Annotated in this window: 15 protein-coding genes and 4 pseudogenes; 4 read left to right on the forward strand and 15 right to left on the reverse strand. The window is 52.1% G+C overall.

The genetic code is table 11. The features are described 5' to 3' along the window. Positions 1 to 86: 86 nt before the first annotated feature. The 5 genes and pseudogenes from GYMC52_RS16690 to GYMC52_RS16710 all read right to left on the reverse strand — a co-directional run bounded on the left by GYMC52_RS16690 (position 87) and on the right by GYMC52_RS16710 (position 6,407). On the reverse strand, positions 87 to 1,628 hold the full coding sequence (locus GYMC52_RS16690) for a response regulator transcription factor (RefSeq protein WP_013524722.1): 1,542 nt from the start codon (positions 1,626 to 1,628) through the stop codon (positions 87 to 89). Beyond that, the gene (locus GYMC52_RS16695; protein ID WP_013524723.1) at positions 1,625 to 3,076 is read right to left on the reverse strand and encodes a sensor histidine kinase; all 1,452 of its coding nucleotides are present in this window, start codon (positions 3,074 to 3,076) and stop codon (positions 1,625 to 1,627) included. The genes GYMC52_RS16690 and GYMC52_RS16695 overlap by 4 nt, the downstream gene beginning before the upstream one ends. A 165-nt stretch (positions 3,077 to 3,241) precedes the next feature. After that, a complete protein-coding gene (locus tag GYMC52_RS16700; protein ID WP_013524724.1) occupies positions 3,242 to 4,255 on the reverse strand; it encodes a sugar-binding protein in 1,014 nt (337 codons plus the stop codon). A gap of 518 nt (positions 4,256 to 4,773) precedes the next feature. Continuing rightward, a pseudogene (locus tag GYMC52_RS16705) lies at positions 4,774 to 5,058 on the reverse strand (DUF4351 domain-containing protein); the annotation flags it as partial. Between the two features lie 5 nt (positions 5,059 to 5,063). Continuing rightward, positions 5,064 to 6,407 carry a 6-phospho-beta-glucosidase gene (locus GYMC52_RS16710; protein WP_013524726.1) on the reverse strand — a complete coding sequence of 448 codons (1,344 nt, stop codon included), beginning with the start codon at positions 6,405 to 6,407 and terminating at the stop codon, positions 5,064 to 5,066. A 124-nt stretch (positions 6,408 to 6,531) separates the two neighbouring features. Between GYMC52_RS16710 and GYMC52_RS16715 the strand changes: the two genes are divergently transcribed. Both GYMC52_RS16715 and GYMC52_RS20425 read left to right on the forward strand, forming a co-directional pair. Further along, complete coding sequence (locus tag GYMC52_RS16715) at positions 6,532 to 7,299, forward strand: MurR/RpiR family transcriptional regulator (RefSeq protein WP_013524727.1); 768 nt, start codon at positions 6,532 to 6,534, stop codon at positions 7,297 to 7,299. A gap of 381 nt (positions 7,300 to 7,680) precedes the next feature. Further along, a pseudogene (locus GYMC52_RS20425) lies at positions 7,681 to 8,059 on the forward strand (hypothetical protein). A gap of 244 nt (positions 8,060 to 8,303) precedes the next feature. Here the strand turns inward: GYMC52_RS20425 and GYMC52_RS16725 are convergent. The 8 genes and pseudogenes from GYMC52_RS16725 to GYMC52_RS16755 all read right to left on the reverse strand — a co-directional run. Next, positions 8,304 to 8,578, reverse strand: a pseudogene (locus tag GYMC52_RS16725) (hypothetical protein); the annotation flags it as partial. Positions 8,579 to 8,914: 336 nt separating this feature from the next. Further along, positions 8,915 to 10,846 carry an ATP-binding cassette domain-containing protein gene (locus tag GYMC52_RS16730; RefSeq protein WP_013524728.1) on the reverse strand — a complete coding sequence of 644 codons (1,932 nt, stop codon included), beginning with the start codon at positions 10,844 to 10,846 and terminating at the stop codon, positions 8,915 to 8,917. A gap of 266 nt (positions 10,847 to 11,112) precedes the next feature. After that, entirely contained in the window at positions 11,113 to 11,250 is a 138-nt protein-coding gene (locus GYMC52_RS19845) for a hypothetical protein (protein WP_013146509.1), read from the reverse strand. A 453-nt stretch (positions 11,251 to 11,703) separates the two neighbouring features. Further along, positions 11,704 to 12,253: pseudogene (locus GYMC52_RS20430) on the reverse strand (DUF4277 domain-containing protein). A gap of 207 nt (positions 12,254 to 12,460) precedes the next feature. Further along, on the reverse strand, positions 12,461 to 13,822 hold the full coding sequence (locus GYMC52_RS16740; protein ID WP_013524729.1) for an FAD-binding oxidoreductase: 1,362 nt from the start codon (positions 13,820 to 13,822) through the stop codon (positions 12,461 to 12,463). A 109-nt stretch (positions 13,823 to 13,931) separates the two neighbouring features. Then, positions 13,932 to 14,909: an alpha-ketoacid dehydrogenase subunit beta gene (locus GYMC52_RS16745; RefSeq protein ID WP_041469500.1), complete on the reverse strand. Its 978-nt coding sequence runs from the start codon at positions 14,907 to 14,909 to the stop codon at positions 13,932 to 13,934. Continuing rightward, positions 14,910 to 15,989, reverse strand: a complete 1,080-nt coding sequence (pdhA, locus tag GYMC52_RS16750; protein ID WP_013524731.1) for a pyruvate dehydrogenase (acetyl-transferring) E1 component subunit alpha — start codon at positions 15,987 to 15,989, stop codon at positions 14,910 to 14,912. A 101-nt stretch (positions 15,990 to 16,090) separates the two neighbouring features. Continuing rightward, on the reverse strand, positions 16,091 to 17,404 hold the full coding sequence (locus tag GYMC52_RS16755) for a dihydrolipoamide acetyltransferase family protein (RefSeq protein ID WP_013524732.1): 1,314 nt from the start codon (positions 17,402 to 17,404) through the stop codon (positions 16,091 to 16,093). 656 nt (positions 17,405 to 18,060) lie between these two features. On the opposite strand from GYMC52_RS16755, the gene GYMC52_RS16760 reads away from it, so the two are divergent. Then, a complete protein-coding gene (locus GYMC52_RS16760; protein ID WP_013524733.1) occupies positions 18,061 to 18,447 on the forward strand; it encodes a VOC family protein in 387 nt (128 codons plus the stop codon). A gap of 91 nt (positions 18,448 to 18,538) precedes the next feature. Further along, positions 18,539 to 19,525, forward strand: a complete 987-nt coding sequence (locus tag GYMC52_RS16765; protein WP_013524734.1) for a Gfo/Idh/MocA family protein — start codon at positions 18,539 to 18,541, stop codon at positions 19,523 to 19,525. 97 nt (positions 19,526 to 19,622) lie between these two features. On the opposite strand, the gene GYMC52_RS16770 is transcribed toward GYMC52_RS16765, so the two are convergent. Continuing rightward, positions 19,623 to 20,057, reverse strand: a complete 435-nt coding sequence (locus GYMC52_RS16770) for a DUF4275 family protein (RefSeq protein ID WP_013524735.1) — start codon at positions 20,055 to 20,057, stop codon at positions 19,623 to 19,625. A gap of 228 nt (positions 20,058 to 20,285) precedes the next feature. Next, positions 20,286 to 20,705 (reverse strand): arsenate reductase (thioredoxin), encoded by a 420-nt coding sequence (gene arsC / locus GYMC52_RS16775; RefSeq protein WP_013524736.1) that lies wholly within the window; start codon positions 20,703 to 20,705, stop codon positions 20,286 to 20,288. Positions 20,706 to 20,707: the final 2 nt, after the last annotated feature.

Below are 20,707 nucleotides of genomic sequence, written 5' to 3' on the forward strand. Positions count from 1 at the left end.
AAGAGGGCGGGGCAGCCTGCTTTGTCTGCGGGACTTACCTTTTGACTTGCCATGCACCTTCCTTGTTGGAGACAGCACTCCCCTTGTCAGCGCGCCTGTACTTTTTTCCGGTATTCGCTCGGCGACAGGCCGGTCTGCTTTTTAAAGACGCGGCTGAAATAGTTGGGATCGTTGTAGCCGACTGAAAAACAAATTTCTTTTAAGCTTTGATCCGTCTCAGCCAGCGCTTCTTTCGCCCGTTCGATGCGCACGTTCGTCACGTAGTCGATAAAGGTGATGCCAAAATGCTCTTTGAACAGTTTGCTGAAGTAGTACGGACTGATGCCCGCTTGTTCCGCCACCTCCTCAAGCGTCAGCGGCTCGGCGTAGTGGCGGTCAATGTAGTCTTTCGCCTTGCCGAGTTTGCCATACGCTTGCTGCTGGCGCCAAACCTCGAGATCAGCGGCGATGCGGTCCAGTTCATCAAGCGCCGCCCGCTTCAATTCTGCCGCCGACCGGCAGGAAGCAAAGGAAGCGAGCCGCTCATAACGAATGCCCAGCTCCGATAGAAGACGCCCGAGCCACACAAAGGTCTCTTCCGCTTTGCGACCGGCGGCCGGCAGTGAATGAGAAGAGGCCAGTTCCTCTATATACGTCAGACCAATCATCCGGGCTTGCTCGATGTCGCCAAGGCGCAGCGCTTCAAACAGCTGTTTATCCCGTTCCGCTTCCCCGCCGGCGCGCGTCGCTTCCGCCGGCAGAAACCCCACTTGTGCTTTTTGCCGGTCGGCGTAATAATGAGCGGCCGACAGCGCCTCATAGTACGAGGAACGAAGTTGGTCAAGGCGGGAAAACGGGGAGCCGAGCCCGATATACAGCGCGGCGCCGTACCGGGCCGAAAACTGCCGCGCCAAATCGAGCGCCAATGCCTGGACGGTGGGCTTCCAGGCCGGCTCGCCATCGTTTGGGCTGCGGAAAAACAAGACCGGCAGGCGCCGGTTCGCCATCCGCCCGATCCAATAGCGCGTTGGCGCCTTCCCGCTAAGCTGCTTGTCCAGCCATGATTTCCATTCGTCAGCCACCCCTGCATCCGGGAACTGAATGACGAGGAACATCCCCGACGCAATCGAAAACGGCAGCAGTTCCTTCCACCGCTCCCACTCATCAGCCGATACGTCTTCTGTCATGAGGACAGACAGCCATTCGCTTTCCACAAGCGTCTGCAACCGGCGAATCTGCTCCTCGAGCTGGCGGCTGCTCTCCTCGTGTCGCCGCTTGGCCGCCACTTCTTGGCTGACCCGTTCCAAAGCCGAAATGACCTCCTCCTTCCGGCTCGGTTTCAATAAATATTCCTTGACGCCAAACCGCATCGCTTGTTTCGCATAGTCGAACAAATCAAACGCCGACACAATAATGAATTCCAGATCGAGGCCGTCTTGGCGAATCGCTTCGATCGCTTGCAGCCCGTCAAGGCCGGGCATTTTGATGTCTATAAGCATCACATCCGGGCGATATTGCTTGGCAATGTCAATCGCCTCGCGCCCGTTGGCGCCCTCGGCGACCACCTCGATGTCCGGAAGGTGGTCATGGATCATTTTGCAAAGCGCTCTTCGCTCCAACGCTTCATCATCGACGATCGCCACTTTCACCGTTCATCCCCCCCTTGCCATCTTGGCAGCCATAACCGCACCGTCGTTCCTTTTCCTGGTGCAGACTCGATTTCGGCCACATCCATCACTCCGTAAAACAGCTGCAGCCGGCGAATGACATTGCGCAAGCCGATGCCGGTCGAATGGCCGCGCCCTTGCTCACGGCGCGCCGGCGGTTCTTCGCCGCGGATCAACGCATCAAGCTCCGCTTTCACCTGCTCATCCATGCCAACGCCATTGTCGCGCACTTCCACAACGACCCGCCCGTTTTCGGCGAAAACGGACACGGACAGCTCGGCTCCCTGCTCGTACGTCTCAATGCCATGGATGAACGCATTTTCAATCAGCGGCTGCAACGTGAGCGGCGGAATCGGTTGATCGAGGCAAGATGGTTCCGCCTCTAACGAAAACTTGATCCGATCAAAAAACCGCGTCTGCTGGATGAAGAAATATTCACGGGCGATGCGCACCTCATCGGCAAGCGTCACCGTCCGCTGCAAATCGCCCAAGTTGTAGCGCAAAATGGCCGCCACCGCTTCAATCAGCCGCGACGTTTGCTGGGCGTCCTCCAAGTACGCCATCTTCGCAACCGTGTTCAGCGTATTGAATAAAAAATGCGGATTGATTTGGCTTTGCAAGCTTTTGAGTTCCAGCTCCTTCACCAGCCGGTCGAGCTCAGCCTTTTGTTTCATCTCCGCAATCAGCTGCTTTAAATTGCGGCGCATGTCATTAAACGTGATCGTCAACAGCCGCAGCTCATCGTTGGTCATCGGCTCAATATCCGGCCCGTCCAGCCGCCCGTCAGCGATGGATCGGGCAGCGCGCGAGAGAAGAATGATCGGCTTCGTTAAGTGGCCGGAAAAGAACACCGCCAGCAAGGCGCCAAGCAACAACGTCGTGACAAACAATCCCATTCCCATATAGCGGAAATAGCGGTTGCGCCGCTCCACTTCATCGTACCGCTGTTGGTAGGCCGTCAGCTCATCGTCAATCAAGTTTAACGTTTCCTCTTGCAAAAAGGACGCAATGTTCATCGTTTCATGCAAGTGGGACGAGTACAAGCCAATATTTCCAGCTTGAAAATGATAGACCGTCAGCGCCGCCTCCTCCAGCAAACTTTCAATCATATGTTCATAGTTTTCCGCCGCCAGCCGGTCGGACAGCACTGGCAAGATGGCGCCGAGCTGCCGGCGGCGTTGCTGCAGCCAGCGGAACTCCCGCTCATACGCGCGCGCGTATCGTCCTTCTTTTTCCGACACGTACGCATTGAGTTGTTCGGTCATCCGATTCGTCCGCTGCGACACCTCATTCAGCAACAGCAATCGGCGCATCCGTTGATCATAATCGCTCATCATCTCTTCGCTCGTCTGATACAAAAGAAACACTGCTCCGTTCAGCAAAAGCAAAAAAACGGTAAAGCAAAGCAGCATCTTCGTCCGAATATTCATCTCGATTCCACCCCGCTGTCACCGGCGCTTTGTTGCCTGCATCGCCCTGCCGCTTCAAGCCGAACGTGTTCGAACGTCAAGGACGGCCATCTCTCATGCTTTAGCGGTGTTCGCCAACCTTTCTCCGCTTTCAGCCCCCTCCCTACGGAGGCCTGGCAGGCGCCTTCATGGCGTGTTGACCTCATAATGGCGCGCCGGGCGCAGCGGCAAATCCTCTTTTCGGATCACTTTCGTCTCCGTATTCGTCACCGCCGGCACGTCTCTGCCGGCGACGATCTCGGCCATCATGTTGACCGCCTTGTATCCCATTTCATACGGCTCCTGCACCACGGTCGCCGCAATCGTTCCTTTCTGCAAATAGCGGATCGTCTCCGGAAGCGTATCAAAACCGATAATATACGTCTTTTGCTCGCGGTGAAACTGTTCCACCACTTGGGCAATACCGATCGCATCAAGCGCGCTTGTGCCGTAAAACGCATTCACATCCGGGTGCTTTTTCAAAATCGTATACGCCTTTTCCGCGGCTTGCACACGCGTAATGTGCGACTCTTCGATGGCAACGATGCGGATGCCTTTTTCCTGTCTCACCGCATCCTCAAATCCGCGCACTCGCAGCTGTTGGTGCGCCGCCGTCAAACTGCCGGTAATAATCGCGACCGTCGCCTTGCCCTTCGTATCCTCAGCCAACGCCCGTCCCGCGAGAAAACCGGCATAATAATTATCCGTTCCCACATAGGCGACACGTCGGCTCGTCGGGGCATCCGTATCGATCGTCACCACAGGAATATTCTTGTCCGTGATTTCGTTAATCACTGGGACAAATTCCGCTTCCGTCAACCCTTGTGTGATGATCCCATCGACTTTCGCCGCCGCAGCTTTTTTCAAAATGCGCAAATGCTCATCCATATTCGCCTGCCGCGGGCCGATATACTCAAGATCAACCCCCAGTTCTTTCGCCGCCGCTTTCGCTCCTTTTTCCACGAGCCGCCAGTAATCATTATCGAGTTCCTCCGGCACAAGCACGAAATGATAGGCCTCTTTTGTTTTTTCCGGAACCCGTTCCTTCTCTGATTTCGGATACGCATACACGTTCCAAGCGCAATAGGCGGTGAAGGAAGCGCTTGCAAAGAGCGCGGCGATGCCGCCCCCGTAAAACAGCCGTTTCCACCAATCGCGCATCTTGATCCCTCCTACCGCCATTGTACACGAATGCCGGGGCGCTAGCCTAGACAAAAGAAAATGGATGCCGTGTCTCTCCCTTCTTCCCGCCTGCCGCGGCCTCACATCGCTCTCCTCTGCTTCTCGATGACAGCAAAAGCTGTATAGATGCAACGAAGAAGTTTAACATATCCTTGACGGAAAAGCGGTTTGTCCATTTTCGACTGTCGAAGGCAAGCCACAGGCTTGCCCCGTCACGCCTTGGCGTGACGGAAGACCGAACAACCACCTGCTTCACAGACCCATATATGGGTCTGGAAGCGGCGTTGTTCGGTCGCCCGACAGTCGATCAAATACTTGGTAAAAGCTATAAATGGTAAAGCTTCAAATTGCATCTATATGAAATAAAAATAGGGGTCAGTCCGGCCGGCATCATTCGCCATGCGGCGATGGCCATGCCCATCATCAAGTGCAGAGCGAGCAAAAAAAACGCCGTTCCGAAACAGATTTGCTGCATCGGAACGGCGTCTCCCCATTTTTTACTCTTTCAACTTTTCCACCGCCTCCACTGGCAGTCCGGTCAACTCACAAATCGTCGGCACGTCATACCCTTTCGCCAACATCTGCTTGGCCACGTCCATTTTTCCTTTTTCCATTCCCCGCCGCTCGTATGAGATCAGGAGATCGTTCACTTTTTTCGCTTCCTTCGTTTCCATTTGGCTCACCTCGTTTCGCAATTGGATTTCCTCTTGTTCGGACAGCGTCAAATACGTCTCAAAAAACCGAAACAACAACCGCTGTTTCGCTTCATCAAGCTCCAATCGGCCGTTCAGCGCCCGGCCGCTGCTTTGGTCTGTTTGAAAAACTGCGGCAAGTATTCTTTATGCGCTTCAAGCATTTCGTCCAAAATTTGTTTGGCGATGGTGTCAGACGGGACAAGCGGGTTGATCGTCATGGCGACGAGCGCCGTTTGGTAGTCGCCGGTGACCGCGGCCTCGGCAGCGACGCGCTCGAACGACTTGATTTGCTGGACGAGCCCACGCACCGCGACCGGCAAATCGCCGACGGCGATCGGTTTCGGTCCATCTTTCGTGATGACGCAGTTTACCTCCACCGCCGATTCCGGAGGGATGCTCGCAATGGCGCCGTTGTTTCTCGTGTTGACCGGCTGAATGTCGCGCTTGTCGTTGTAAATGGAGCTGATCAAGCTGCACGCGGCGTCGCTGTAGTACGCCCCGCCCCGTTTCTCGAGCTGCGGCGGCTTGATGGCCAAGTTCGGATCTTTGTACAGCTCGAACAGCTCTTTTTCGAGCTGCTGCACAACCTCGGCGCGCGTCCCTTTCGTTTTCGCCGCCTCGAGCTCTTCAGCCAGCATTTTGTCCGTTTGGAAGTAATATCGATGGTACGGGCACGGCAATACTTTCAACCCTTTCAAAAAGTCCGGCTCCCAGCCAAGGTCGACGATGTTTTTCATCGTCACACCGGAGCGGTCTGGATGGGCGACGAGGTCAATCACCTTTTCAGTCACCTCGACTCCGTCCAGATAGACGTGCAAGCCAAACACCATATGGTTCAAGCCGGCAAAATCAATGTGCACCCGGTCGGCGTCAACGCCAAGCAGCTTGGCGACGCCCATGCGCATGCCGATCGGCACATTGCACAAGCCGACGACTTTCTCCTGCTTCGTATAGCGCAAGACGGCTTCTGTCACCATCCCAGCCGGGTTCGTGAAGTTGATAAGCCACGCATCGGGGCAAAGCTCTTCCATATCGCGAATGATGTCCAAAATGACCGGGATCGTCCGCAATCCTTTAAACAAACCACCCGGGCCGTTCGTCTCTTGGCCGATCACCCCGTATTTGAGCGGAATGCGCTCGTCTTTCGCCCGCGCTTCAAGACCTCCGACGCGAAACTGCGTCGTCACAAAATCCGCCCCGTCAAGCGCCCGACGGCGATCCAAAGTCAAATGAATCTCGATCGGCACGCCGGCTTTTTCGACCATCCGTTTGGCCAGTGCGCCAACGATTTCGAGTTTTTCTTTGCCTTCCGGAATATCGACAAGCCACAATTCCCCGACCGGCAATTCATGATAACGCTTGATCAACCCTTCGACCAATTCCGGCGTGTAGCTCGACCCGCCGCCAATCGTCGCAATTTTCAATCGTTTACCCATATTCCTCTTCCCCTTTCGCCCTGTTGGGCATGGTATAATCAATGTAGGAATCAACCAGTGGGCTTGAAAGCGCCATCCTTTCCCAGCTATCGCACGTTCCGTCCCATGAAAGCGAGGTGTCCCGATGTTCACTCCTGAACAAATCGCCCAGTTCTCCGAGCTCGACTACGCCATTTACGACTATGTGATGAAACATCCGCATGAAGTCGCGTACATGCGCATCCGCGAGCTCGCCGAAGCCGTCCATGTCTCGCCGCCGACCGTGCTCCGCTTTTGCAAAAAGGTCGGATGCGAAGGGTTCAGTGAATTTAAAACGAAATGGAAGCTGTATTTGCGCGAGACAAAGCGAACCGCGATCATCAGCAGTCAAGAGGCGCTTAAGGAATTTTTCGAACGGACGCTGACCGCCGATTACGAGCGGACCATTCTGGATGCGGCAGCCGCGATCGCCCGGGCGGATCACGTCATTTTCGTCGGATCGGGCAGCTCCGGCATTTTGGCCGAATACGGCTCGCGCTATTTTTCTGCCTTTCAAAAGTTTTCCGTCTACATCAAGGATCCGTTTTTTCCGATTTACGGCCATTATTTCCACAACTGCGCCGTGATCGCCTTGTCGGTGTCTGGAGAGACGTCCTATACGCTCGCCCAAGTGCACCGGTTCAAGGAAAACGGCAGCACGATCATCAGCATCACCAACCGGAAACATTGCACACTCGCGAACATCTCGGACTACAACTTGACGTACTACGCCACACCGGAGCGGATCGGGCAGACGGATGTCACAACCCAGCTTCCGGTCGTCTACTTGCTCGAACGGTTAGCGAAAGAAATGTATCGACTGCTGGGACGGAAGACGGAAACGATCGGAAAGGACAGCAGCCCAACCGTTTGAGCCCAGCTCTGCTGATTGCGGCAACGCCATCGCCTTGTTGTTGGCTCCATCTACTATTACTAAACCGCGCCTGATGGCAAAAGTAAAGGGCATGGCGCCTTGTTGTAACAAAAGGAAAACGAAAAACAACTGTTTCTATGTTGTAACGTTGTGTTACAGGAACAAAGGCATCCCCTGTTTCCATTTTGTCGATTAACTCACATTTCCCATCGTAGCCAAAACCCGAGTTCGACAGTTTTGAGGTCATTTTAGGCAAATAGAAATGACCAAAATGCTGTTATATCAAGGGTTTCGTGATGCGGATCCTAGGAAAAAACGCCAAATTTCATAGGCACACGACTTGTCAATCTATCCTTTAAAAAACCCAATATCGTTTATCATATAGGCACACACATACGACGAGTCACACGCAAAAACAAGGATGGAACGACCGTGGCCTATCTCCAGCTTGCTCACAACGAATTGGGATCCGAAGGCCAAATATGCGAAAGCGAAGGTGATGGATTCGTTCGAGTGCGAAGACGAGGTGGATCGTGCAGTCTTAGAGCGTTTGGCCAAAAGTTGCGATTCCTTTCCCCTGACTCATGAATCATATCGGAAAGTAAGAGACGGGTGTGAGCGTCTCATGCTTGGACATTTTTCTTCCAAAAACGGAGACCTTTCTCAACGAACCGAACTGACGGCCAAACAGGCTCAACTCTTTGTGGCTCTAGGGCTGGAGCCTCCTCTGAAGATCCTAGGCATCCATCCTCGCACCTAGAAGGCCGGTGAAAAACGGTTGTCACGAGCAAATCAGCGGCATTTCGCCAAAAAAGAAGGCTGATTTCGTAAGGTTTTTCTAATTGAGAAATAGCTGGAACTAGCAGCATTTTGTACTAAATCACCAGCCTCCTAGATACACGCCGAGAGTGTGCCCAAATGTCTCTCGTCCCTTTTGCATCAAGGGGCGAGAGGCATTTTGTTTGCCTAGAGACTGTCGAACTAGGGTTTTTTAGAATCACTTTTTAACCAGCACGACAAGCGATGGCAATCCCTCCTTTTCTGCCATCGCTTGTCAATACGTAAATGCTCTCATCCATGACCAATCCCTGCAGAATCCTTCGCTGATCCGGATTGAGGGAACGATCCAGTGCGTGTTGGATGCGTCCATCCGGCAGCTCCAGCAGGACGACTTTCACATACTCAAACAAAAACCGCCTGTCCCGTCGGCCGGGTCAGCTTGCGGCCTTCAGCCCTCCTTTAGCAGATGTTCCGGTGTGGTGAACGGACACACGCAGCGCCAAACCGGATTGGGCATTCGCTTCTATCAGAGCAGCTTTGACGATTCGGAACAGCGACGGGCCTCTGGTGATCAAAGAGGCGTTGACAGCTTTCGTCTTCTCATACTACCATTGGGGGAATCGTTGCACTTGGATGTATACAGATTACAATTGTCTACTCTCTCTACGTCCCTTTATCAAACCAATGAAATTAGTGATGACAAGAAAAGTAGAAATGATCCACGCAGTACTGCTAATCGTCTCCCCCGAAATCAACTTGTACAAAATAAAAGAAATAACCGATAGAATAAATATAACATTCATCCACTTCATCTTTTTCACGCTCCACATCTTTCTTACTCATGTCGCAATGCTTCCACAGCAGGTTGTTTCGCTGCTTTATTTGCAGGGACAAAAGAAGCTAAAACACCTAACAGCCCGCTAAACAGAACAAGAAGTACAACTTGAATAAAACTAAACTGAAAAAGATCCAAATTACTTTTTTTCATTACTGTCGTTACAACATAATTTGCTGCTTTTCCCACTGCGATCGAGCCTAAAATTCCGAATACTCCCCCAATGATGCCGATCAACATTCCTTCTGTGACAAATATGCGGCGAATATCTGAACGAAAGGCGCCAAGTGCTTTTAAAATCCCAATCTCGCGAGTTCTCTCTAAAACGCTCACGTATAAGACAATACCAATCATAATGGATGAAACGATAAGCGATATGCCTGACAACATTCCTAATGCAATACTTGCTAAGGAGATATACTCATTAATTTCATTTTGACTTTCTTCGTCTGTTTGCACTTTATACCCCATCTTCTTAATCTCACTCTTTAAATGCGCTATATCCTTAATGGACGATGGGATAATGGTGAAGGATAGAGCACTTGTGCTATTGCCTATCGATTCTTTCATAATCTTTTGTGACAATCCATAAGAAATTCCTACCATATCGAGCAGAGGGATGGAATTATTCTTTACCACTCCTACTATCGTCGCATGAACGTTAACTGTCGGATAAATTTCTTTCAAAGACATTAACTGTACAACAAGTGAGACATTTTTTCCAACAGCCTCTTTAGAATCTTTAAACAATTTTTTGGCTATGCGCTCAGGCAGCACAATTTCATCTCTTTGATCGTCTGGAAACCTTCCTTTCACGATATATTTTTGCCCATATATGATCTCAGCATATTTTCTAGGAGACAAACTCTCAGCTGACGAGGTAGCTTTCGCTCCTTCTTTCGTTTTCATACTTATTTGAAATGGATTGTACGGATATATGTCCCTTACTCCTTTGATTTCCCTCAATCGAGCGCTGTCGTTCTCGTTCAAAACCGCAAACTGTTCATTTGCTACAGTTAAGGATGATTTTGCTGTCGCTTCATCTATCGAACTAGATAACTTTTGTTTTACGCCGTTGCCTAAAGCCATAATGATCGATAATCCAAAAATTCCGATTGATGCACCTAGAGCGGTTAAAATATTTCTCCACTTTTTATTTTTTATATTTCGAAATGACAGCTTGCAAGTGGTAAGCAAGTCTAGTTTTTTACTTTTGTTTCCTATCGACTTGTCCACATCTTCAACTTCTGTTGCGTGTGCAACATCCTCATTTTCAATAATTTTCCCATCTCTCATCCTTATGATTCTATCAGCATATGAGACTAGCTCTTGAGAATGTGTGACAACCAGCACCACTTTTCCCTGTTGCGAAATTTTCTTTAGTATTTCCATTATACGTGCTGAGTTTTCTGAGTCTAATGCTCCCGTTGGTTCGTCTGCTAATATAATGTCGGGATCGTTTGCTAGCGCTCTCGCTATTGCTACACGTTGCTTTTGTCCTCCACTCAACTGATTAGGAAGATAATTCAATTTGTCCCCTAATCCTACCATATTTAGAAGCTCTATCGCTCTTCTTTTTCTTTCTTCTTTCGATTTCCCTAATAAAGTCATGCTCATCTCTACGTTTTCCAGAGCGCTCAGATGAGGAATAAGGTTAAAGCTTTGGAACACAAACCCGATCTTTTCTCGTCGTAGGCATGCCCATTCCTTTTCATTGAATTCCCGAACATTGATCGAGTGAAAAATGTATTCACCATCATCCGCATAGTCTAACCCGCCAATAATATTTAATAAAGTCGATTTTCCACATCCTGACTCCCCTAATAAACAAATGAGTTGCCCTTTTTGAAGATGCAGAGAAACCCCTTTCAACACCTCAATGCTTTCATTACTTAATTTATAGTACTTTTTTATATTCCGAAGAATGATCAATGATTTCCATTCCCTTCAACTTAAAGATTTCTGTTTAGACAACTTATAAAGAAATAACCCAAAAAATATCAAAACTAAAAAATATGTTATTCCTTCGAAGAAAAGAATCGCATATTGAAAATATCCCCCAATGTTAATGGACACATAATATATACCTACAAACACATTCATCCAAAAATTACTGTAAAAAATCCCCTTAGAGAAAAGTTCTTTAAATGAAACTGAGACACCAGCAAACATAGCTATATATGCATAGAAACCGTTTTTTAATTATCAAAAAGACCGCCGAAAGTTATAATCCAGCTAACCACTTTGCCTGTGTAGTATCCAATCTGATAGGGGATAGATCCTTTACCAGGAGCAATGACGTTTTCTAAAACCTCAATCTTATAAGTAAAAGTCATGAAAAATACCTCCTTAATTTATATTTTATAGAAATAATGTGGTATCGATACCATGTAAAACTATAACAAAAAAAAATTGGCTCTTCACCACAACATGTACTTGACAAGCAATACGGTTTCCTGCACAAAGATGTGCAAAAATCACTGATTTGTTGATTTTCCCTCACAAGCGTAAATAGGGTATGTTCAGAAAAAATCAAGTACAACTTTTGGTGAAGAGCCAAAAAATTCAATACTTTTAATGTAAATTTACCAATAAAATAATAATATTAACTTAAAAGAAAAATATATCCATTTATTACGATATCACATTCTCTAAAAACTCACATTTCGCACCCTAACAGGGTTGTTGAAAGAAAGGATTTTTTATTTCGTTTTTCAGGATCACTGTTTGACCAGCACAACAAGTGATGGCAATTCTTTTTCTGCCATCGCTTGTCGCTCCGTATGACGTTACACGTAAATGCTCTCATCCATGACCAATCCTTGCAGAATCCTTCGCTGATCCGGATTGAGGGAACGATCCAGTGCGCGTTGGATGCGTCCATCCGGCAGCTCCAGCAGGACGACTTTCACATACTCAAACAAAAACCGCCTGTCCCGTCGGCCCGGTCAGCTTGCGTCCCCCAGAACCCTTCAATGGGTGTTCTAGTGTAATGAACTGACGCACCCGGCGCTGAAAGATGCGGTAAATGCCAGCCTCATACAGACGGTCGAGATGGCGAGCCAACGTATCGTCATTCAACTGGGAAGGATGGAGTCCGGAACGGATAAGTTTCTCCAAGTCGATCTTGTGACCCCATTGTTCCACGTGAACGAGGGCTTGCTGGCTGTTAAATAGATTGTAGAGGATGGCTCAAACGGCATTGCTGACTCGCGTCTGGCACTGGGGGGAGGCGGGCACGAGATGGTCAATTCATTGGGGCAGACCCAGTTTCTTGAATACGGCACTTATGATATTCAAATAAGAACGGCGATAGACCGCTTTGACTTGAACGTCCACAAGAGAAAACTCCTTCACTTTCCTTGTGTGTCAAGGATTCATTCAACATCGGTACGAAAAAGTCCTCCCGATTTTCTCCGAGAGGGTGCGAAATGTGAGTAACACGTTTATGTTGTTGGAACGCTTAGCGGATTTCTCCTTTGCACCGCCCGCCGATCAAAAGAAAAATCCCCGCCAACAGGCAGGGATGCAGAGCGTCCGCTATGATCAAAAAATTTTCCCCGGATTGAGAATGCCGTTCGGGTCAAACAGCTGTTTCAACCGTTTCATCCAAAGCACGGCGTCTCCTTTTTCTTCACGCAAAAACGCCCGTTTGCCAATGCCGATGCCGTGCTCTCCCGTGCACGTGCCGCCGCGCGATAAGGCATAGCGGACGATATGGGCGTGCACGCGTTCGATCCGCGCCATCTCATCCGCATCGTTCGGGTCAAAGGCAAGCACCGTATGGTAATTGCCGTCGCCGACGTGGCCGAAAATCGCGGCGGTCATCTTCTGCTCATCAACGAGCCGACGTGTATCGGCGATCGCCCCCGGCAGCTCGGACAGCGGCACGCACACATCGGTTGAGAGCATCGCCTTGCCTGGATAGGCGGCTTGAATGGCGAACGCCGCATGGTGGCGCGCTTCCCAAAGCTTCGCGCGGGCGAGCGAGTCGGTCTCGACCACAAACGAAACGGCGCCCTCCGCTTCGCACAATTCGTTGACAAGCTTTGTTCCGTCCTCGACGCTTGACGGGCTGCCGCTCAGCTCAATAAAGAGCGTCGGTTTCACCGGATAATCGGTTTTTTTGTACGCATTGACCGCCGCGATCGTCGCCTCGTCCACGAGCTCGATTTTGCCTGGACCGACGCCGGCTTTCAGCACGGCAAACGCCGCTTGCGCTGCCGCCTCGAGCGATGGAAAGCACACTTTGATGGCATTCGTCGCTTCCGGAATGCCATGCAGGCGGACGATCAGGCGGGTGAACACGCCAAGCGTCCCTTCCGACCCAACGAACAAGCCAGTCAAGTCATAGCCGGCCGACGATTTCACCGCCAAGCTGCCCGTCTGAATGACCGAACCATCAGCGAGCACCGCCTCTAATCCGAGCACTTGATCGCGCATGACGCCGTATTTCACGCAGTTCGTGCCGCTCGCGTTCGTCGCCGCCATGCCGCCGATCGTCGCGTCCGCCCCCGGATCGACCGGGAAAAACAACCCATATCGCTTCAGCGCCTCATTCAGTTGCAGCCGCGTCACTCCCGGCTCGACGATGGCGAGAAAATCGTCCGGGCGAATGTCGATGATGTTGTTCATCAACGTCAAATCCAAACTGATGCCGCCCGCAACTGGAATGACATGCCCTTCCAAGCTCGTGCCGGCGCCAAACGGCGTAACCGGAATGCGGTGCTCGTTGGCAAACGCCATCACCCGGCTCACTTCCTCCGCCGTTTTCGGAAACACGACGACATCTGGCTTGTGCGGCGCATGGTAGGCGATGCCTTTGCTGTGGTGTTCGAGCACCGTTTCATTGATGCTCACCCGCTCGCGGTCGCCGATCAATTCCAGCAGTGATTCGTATACGTTCATCGTTCTCCTCCTCACCCGATCGGATCAAGCGGTGCCATCCATCGATGCGCCGCCTTTTCTCTTGACGCACTCTGATGGTGGATCGATCGACCCGGATGGCATGGTTCGTTTAGTATCGCAGCAGCGTTTCGATCCCTTCCACGATGCGTTCGGCGTTCGGCAGCCAATCATCCTCGACCGACGGCACCGGATACGGCGTGTCGTAGCCGGCGATGCGCACGATCGGGGCCGAGAGAGCAAACAGCGCCCGCTCGCTGATCAAGGCCGCCACTTCCGCGCCAAACCCGCCTGTTTTCACCGCTTCATGGACGATCATCACCCGTCCTGTTTTTTCCACCGAGGCGATGATCGCGTCGAGATCAAGCGGCTGCAGGCAGCGAAGGTCGATCACTTCCGCATGGATTCCTTTCGCTTCCATCTCGGCGGCGACTTTGGCGGCAAGCGGTACGGTCGCGCCCCAAGAGATGATCGTCACATCTTCTCCTTCTTTCACAACCCGTGCTTGGCCGAGCGGAATCGTGTACGGTTCTTCCGGCACCTCCATGCGAAACGCCCGATACAGCTTCATCGGCTCCAAAAACAAAACCGGGTCTTCATCGCGAATCGCGGAAATCAACAGCCCTTTCGCATCGTAAGGATTGGACGGCATGACCACTTTTAAGCCCGGGGAATGAGTAAACAGCGCCTCGAGCGCATCGGAATGCAATTCGGGCGTCCGCACCCCGCCGCCGTACGGGCTGCGCACGACGATCGGGCACGAAAACCTCCCGGCCGAGCGGAAGCGGATGCGCGCCGCCTGGGCCGCCAACTGGTCCATCGCCTGGTACACAAACCCGAGAAACTGAATCTCGGCAATCGGCCGCATGCCGTTGATCGCAAGTCCAATGGACGTGCCGATAATGCCCGATTCCGCCAGCGGCGTATCAAACACACGCCCCTCGCCAAATTGCTCAAGCAGCCCGTCCGTCGCCCGGAAGACGCCGCCGTTTTCACCGACATCTTCGCCAAGCACGATGACGCGCGAATCGCGCTCCATCTCCTGGCGCATCGCTTCATTGATCGCTTCAATCATCGTCAGCTCGGCCATTTATCTCACCCCGCTCCGTTGTTTGCGCCGCATCACTTCTTCTTTTTGCTCGGCAAGCAATTTCGGCGCCTCGCTATATACGTAATCGAATACATCGACAATCGAACCGGACTTGCTGGCAATGGCCGCCTCGTACGCCGCCGTCACTTCGTCATTCACTTGGGCGACAAGCGCTTCTTCTTGCGCTTCCGTCCATAATCCGCGCCGTTCCAAAAGCACGCGCAGACGGTGAAGCGGATCTTTCGTCCGCCATGTCTCGACCTCTTCCGGCCGGCGGTATTTCGTCGGGTCGTCCGCTGTCGTGTGCGGCCCAAGCCGATAGGTGAGCGCCTCGATCAACATGGGTCCCTCGCCGCGGCGGGCGGCTTCGACCGCCTGTTTCATCGTTTCATAAACCGCCAGCACATCGTTGCCGTCAACGAGCACCCCTTTCATTCCGTAAGCGAGCGCTTTTTGCGCGATCGTGCGGCTGGCCGTCTGTTTCCGGTACGGGACGCTGATGGCGTACTGGTTGTTTTGGCAGAAAAAGATGACCGGCACGTTGTACACCGCGGCAAAATTCATCGCTTCATGAAAATCGCCCTCTGACGTCGCGCCATCGCCAAAATACGCCACCGATACGTGCGGTTCGCCTTTCAATTTCGACGCCCATGCACAGCCGACCGCATGAAGCGTCTGAGCGGCGATGATAATTTGCGTCGGAAAAATGTTCACCTCATCCGGCATCCGTTTCCCCGACAAGCGGCCCTGCACATAATGGAAAAACTGCTCAAGCGGCATGCCATGCATCAAGCAGACCGCCACTTCGCGGTAGCTCGGGAAAATCCAGTCGTCTTTTCGAAGCGCAAGGGCGCTTCCGATTTGCGCCGCCTCTTGACCGCTAAACGGGGCATACGTCCCGATCCGCCCCTGCCGCTGCATGCGCAACAGCCGCTCATCAATGACGCGCGCCCGCCGCATTTCCCGGTAGGCACGAAGCAGCCACTCATCGGAAAACGCCGCTAACTTCTCCTCATCGCCGTTTCCGTTTTCATCGAGAATTTGCACGATCTCGACCAGCAATTTGTCCGGGTCAAACATGGGCTTCCCTCCTCATCATTTTTTTCATCACGGCCCAGCTGCTTCTCTTTGGCGCTCGCTCTCTTCCAGCACGAAGACATGTCCTCCTAACCGCGCGCCGCCTACCGCACGTCCAAGAGCAGCACTTCCGGATTTTCCAAATAGTAGGCCACCGTCCGCATAAACCGCCCGGCCGGCTCGCCGTCAATGACGCGGTGATCAAAGGTGAGCGACATCCCCATCATATCGCGGATGACAATTTCGTCGCCGACGACAACCGGGCGCCGTTTGATCGCATGCGCGCCGAAAATCGCCACTTCCGGATAGTTGATGATCGGCGTCGCAAACCAGCCCCCGCCCGCCCCGGTGCTCGTGATCGTAAACGTGCTTCCTTGCAGCTCCTCAAGGCGAAGCGTCTGTCGGTGCGCTTTTTCTGACAGTTCCGCGATTTCGATGGCGAGCTCGCGGATCGATTTTTGATCGGCGTCACGGATGACGGGAACGACGAGACCGGCTTTCGTCGCCGTCGCGATGCCGATGTGATAGCGCTTTTTCAAGACGATTTCATTCGTCTCTTCATCGAGCGAAGCGTTAAACATCGGATATTGCTTCAGCGCCCTTGTCACCGCTTTAATAATAAACGGCAAATACGTCAGTTTGATGCGTTCTTCCGCCAATTGATTGGCAAGGTGCTTGCGGATTTCCACCAACTTCGTGACGTCCACCTCGTCCATGCCGGTCACATGCGGCGCCGTGTACATCGATTTCACCATTTTTTCGGCGATTTTTTTGCGCAAGCCTCGAAGCGGGATTCGCTCTTCTTCTTCAAACACCGCATCCAGACTCGCGATGGACGTCCATGCGGCTATACTCTCCTGCCGTCCTCTGGCCGCACTCGCGCTGCCGGTCGGCAGAACGCCGGCTTCGTTCGCTTCCCTTCTTGCCACCTCCGACACCGAAGCGGCTGCTTCCCGTTCTCTGACATACCGCTCCAAGTCGGCGAGCGTCACCCGGCCGCCTTCGCCCGTTCCTTCCACTTCATCGATCGGAACGCCCATTTCCCGCGCCCGCTTGCGCACAGACGGCGCGGCAATCGCCCGCTTGCGCACCGCCGCTGGACGCGGGGCTTCTATATGAACAGCAGGCGCAACCTCCCGAACCGAATCGTCGGCTGACGCTGCTTCGGCCGCCACCGACGCCTCGGTTTCCACGACAATCAACGACTCTCCAACCTTCACCGTCGCCCCTTCCGGCCCGGCAAGCGCCACCACTTTCCCCGCCACCGGCGTCGTCATTTCGACCATCGCCTTATCCGTTTGAATTTCGGCAATCGGCTGATCGGCTTTGACTATATCCCCTTCTCGGACAAGCCAGCGAATGATTTCCGCTTCATGCAGCCCTTCGCCAATGTCGGGCAATTTAAATTCGTAGATCATGCCATATCCCCTTCCCCTTGTTCTCATGTTGTGATTGGAAACAAACACAATGGTGCGGCATCGATGGTGTGGCAATCATGGGGCAGTATAACGGTTAAGCGCTTACAAAAAACGTGGTGAAAATTCGTTTTTTCTGCCAAAATATAAAATTAATATTTCAAATTTTCTAACCTACAAGATTCATGATAGTATATAGATTGTCAAACTGTCAATATAAGGAGAGCGGACATTTTTCGCCTGCTTCGACAATCATCGACAGCCGTTTCCATTATCGCAAAATAATAACTCTCGGTTCGATGCGCCCCAAGCATCGAAAGCTGGTGAAAAACGATGCAGGTTTCATCGGTGGGGAGGCCACTTTTTAACGACATCCTAGAGGGCTGGTGAAAAACGACCGATTTCGCCGAACCCGTTGCTTTCGGCTGAAAGAGAAGCGTTGATTTTACAGGACTTCTCAATTTGAGAAGAGATTCCGTTTTCCGCGACTTTTCACTAAATCACCAGCCTTCTAGAAGGCCAATGAAAAATGGCTGTCACGCGCAAATCAGCGGCATTTTTTAAAAAAAGTTGGTTCTACAAGGTTTCTCTAATTGAAAAACGGATAAGTTCAACGGTATTTTACAATACATCACCCGTCTTATAGAGGAGGAAGCGACATGCGTCTTGCCACGATTCACCATATCGCCATTATTTGCTCGGACTATGAGCGGTCGAAACGATTTTACACGGAAATTCTCGGATTTCGCCCCATCCGTGAGCAATACCGCGCCGAGCGCCGTTCGTACAAACTCGATTTGGAGGCTGAGGGCGGGATTCAGCTCGAGTTGTTCTCCTTCGAAAACCCGCCGAAGCGCCCAAGCTACCCGGAAGCGTGCGGACTGCGCCATCTTGCTTTGGCGGTGGACAACCTCGATGAAGCCATTGCCTACTTGCGCCAACACGGCATCGATCCCGAACCGGTTCGTATCGATGAAGCGACCGGCAAACGATTCACCTTCTTCCAAGACCCAGATGAACTGCCGATCGAGCTGTATGAAAAATAGAGGGAAAGGCGCATCCGCTGAAAGCTGAAGCCAAGCTCTCACGGTAGATTATGGTACAATGATGGTTGATGACATCAAAGGGGGAATCAACATGATCCGATTTGCGACAATCGGAACGAACTGGATTACAGAGGCCTTTATCGAAGCCGCACGGTTGGTCGACTCATTCGAACTCGCCGCCGTCTACTCGCGGACGGATGAGACAGCGAAGAGGTTTGCCGACAAAGTCGGTGCGCCACGGACATTCACCGACTTGCACGAACTGGCCGAAAGCAACGACATTGATGCCGTCTATATCGCGAGCCCGAACGCACTTCATGCCGAGCAGGCGATCTTGCTCATGAATCACGGCAAACACGTCTTGTGCGAAAAACCGCTCGCCTCCAATGCGAGAGAAGTCAAAGCGATGATCGAAGCGGCCGAGCAAAACGGCGTCGTGTTGATGGAAGCGATGAAAGCGACGCTGCTCCCCACATTCCAGTCCATCCGCGAGCACATCCATAAGCTCGGCCGCATCCGCCGTTATGTGGCGAACTATTGCCAATACTCGTCGCGCTATGACGCTTATAAACAAGGAACGGTGCTCAACGCCTTCAACCCCGCTTTCTCGAACGGGGCGCTGATGGACCTTGGCGTCTATTGCCTATATCCAATGGTCGTCTTGTTTGGCAAGCCGGAAAACCTCAAAGCGCAAAGCGTCAAGCTCGAATCAGGGGTGGACGGCGAAGGCTCGATCGTGCTCGATTACGGCGACATGGACGCAGTCGTCTTTTATTCCAAAATCACGAACTCGCACTTGCCTTCGGAAATTCAAGGGGAAGACGGAAGCATGATCATCGACGCCATTCATACACCAGCCAAAGCGGAAATCCGCTACCGTGACGGGCGCGTCGAGGACATTACCGTGCCGCAAGACAAACCGCCGATGTACTATGAGGCCAAAGAATTCATCCATCTCATTGAAAGCGGGGCGCGCGAATCAGCGATCAACTCGCACCGCCATTCGCTTTGGACGATCGAAATCATGGACGAAGCGCGAAGACAAACCGGCATCGTGTTCCCGGCCGACGAGCGATAATAAAAAAGGTTCCAACCTAGTCTGCAATGAAGCTCGGTTGGAACTCTTTTTCTTTCTGTCTCATTGGATTTCCTTGGCCGCCGATAAGCCATGGCTGTTACCTTCTGCTAAAATACGGACCAAGCCATCCGCTTTCATGCGTAATGACAAACGTCCAGTTGAACCCACTGTCAACCACGTAGAGATCCATCCTGCCGTTTCCCGCGGCCAAGTCCGCAGCTTTCAAGCTAGAAGCATCCTCCACTTTGAACCCATCATCATGATGTTGAAAGAAAAGATAGCAGCACGTTTTCTCTTCTTGATCAAACGCCATTTCCGCTTCTTCTCCTGTGAAACAGCCTCTCATCCCATAGCTGAACACATGCCATAAGTAGCCGTTGACTCCATTCCGATTATGAAGGTGGATGTGTTGTTTTTCTTCCACAGTCAAATGGCCGGCAAATACCTCTTCCCACCGTTGCCTCCATTTCGCTCCGACGCCGTGTTTGCTGATTTTGATGTTTCGGCGAGCTAACTGATGAAATAACTCCATTCGGTTTCTCCCCCAGTGACCTGATGTGACACCGCCTTCATCGATGTGCTCATTTCGTCTGTCAAAACGTTCGATGGATCGACAAGATGGCTTCTCACCATCTTTGTCACGCCGAGCGGTTTTCGTCCGCCCAGCCACTTCCCCGTTTCCGGCCGCGCTTCGACGAGCAGCTGCTGCGCACCCTATGCAAGACAGTTTCCCCGCTCTTTGCGCCTTGCTGCACCGTCCCTATTCACCCGTCTCGGCAAACCGGCGAATGCGCTCGCCAATTTCATCGCGGACGCGGCGGAACACCGCGAGTTTCTCCTCTTCTGTCCCTTCCACTTTCGCTGGGTCGTCAAATCCCCAATGGACGCGCTTCACATGCGGCGGTGTGACTGGGCAATGGTCGGCCGCATGGCCGCACAGCGTCACGACCAAATCGGCGCGGTTTAAAATGTTCGGGTCGATGACGTCAGACGTTTGCTTCGAAATGTCGATGCCGATTTCCTTCATGACTTTCACCGCATTTGGATTGAGGCCATGCGCTTCAATCCCGGCGCTGTACACCTCCCATTCGTCACCAAGAAGTTGTTTCGCCCAGCCTTCCGCCATTTGACTGCGGCATGAGTTTCCGGTGCATAAGAAATAAATGATTTTTTTCTTCATCG

The organism is Geobacillus sp. Y412MC52 (genome assembly GCF_000174795.2).
GTDB lineage: Bacteria > Bacillota > Bacilli > Bacillales > Anoxybacillaceae > Geobacillus > Geobacillus thermoleovorans.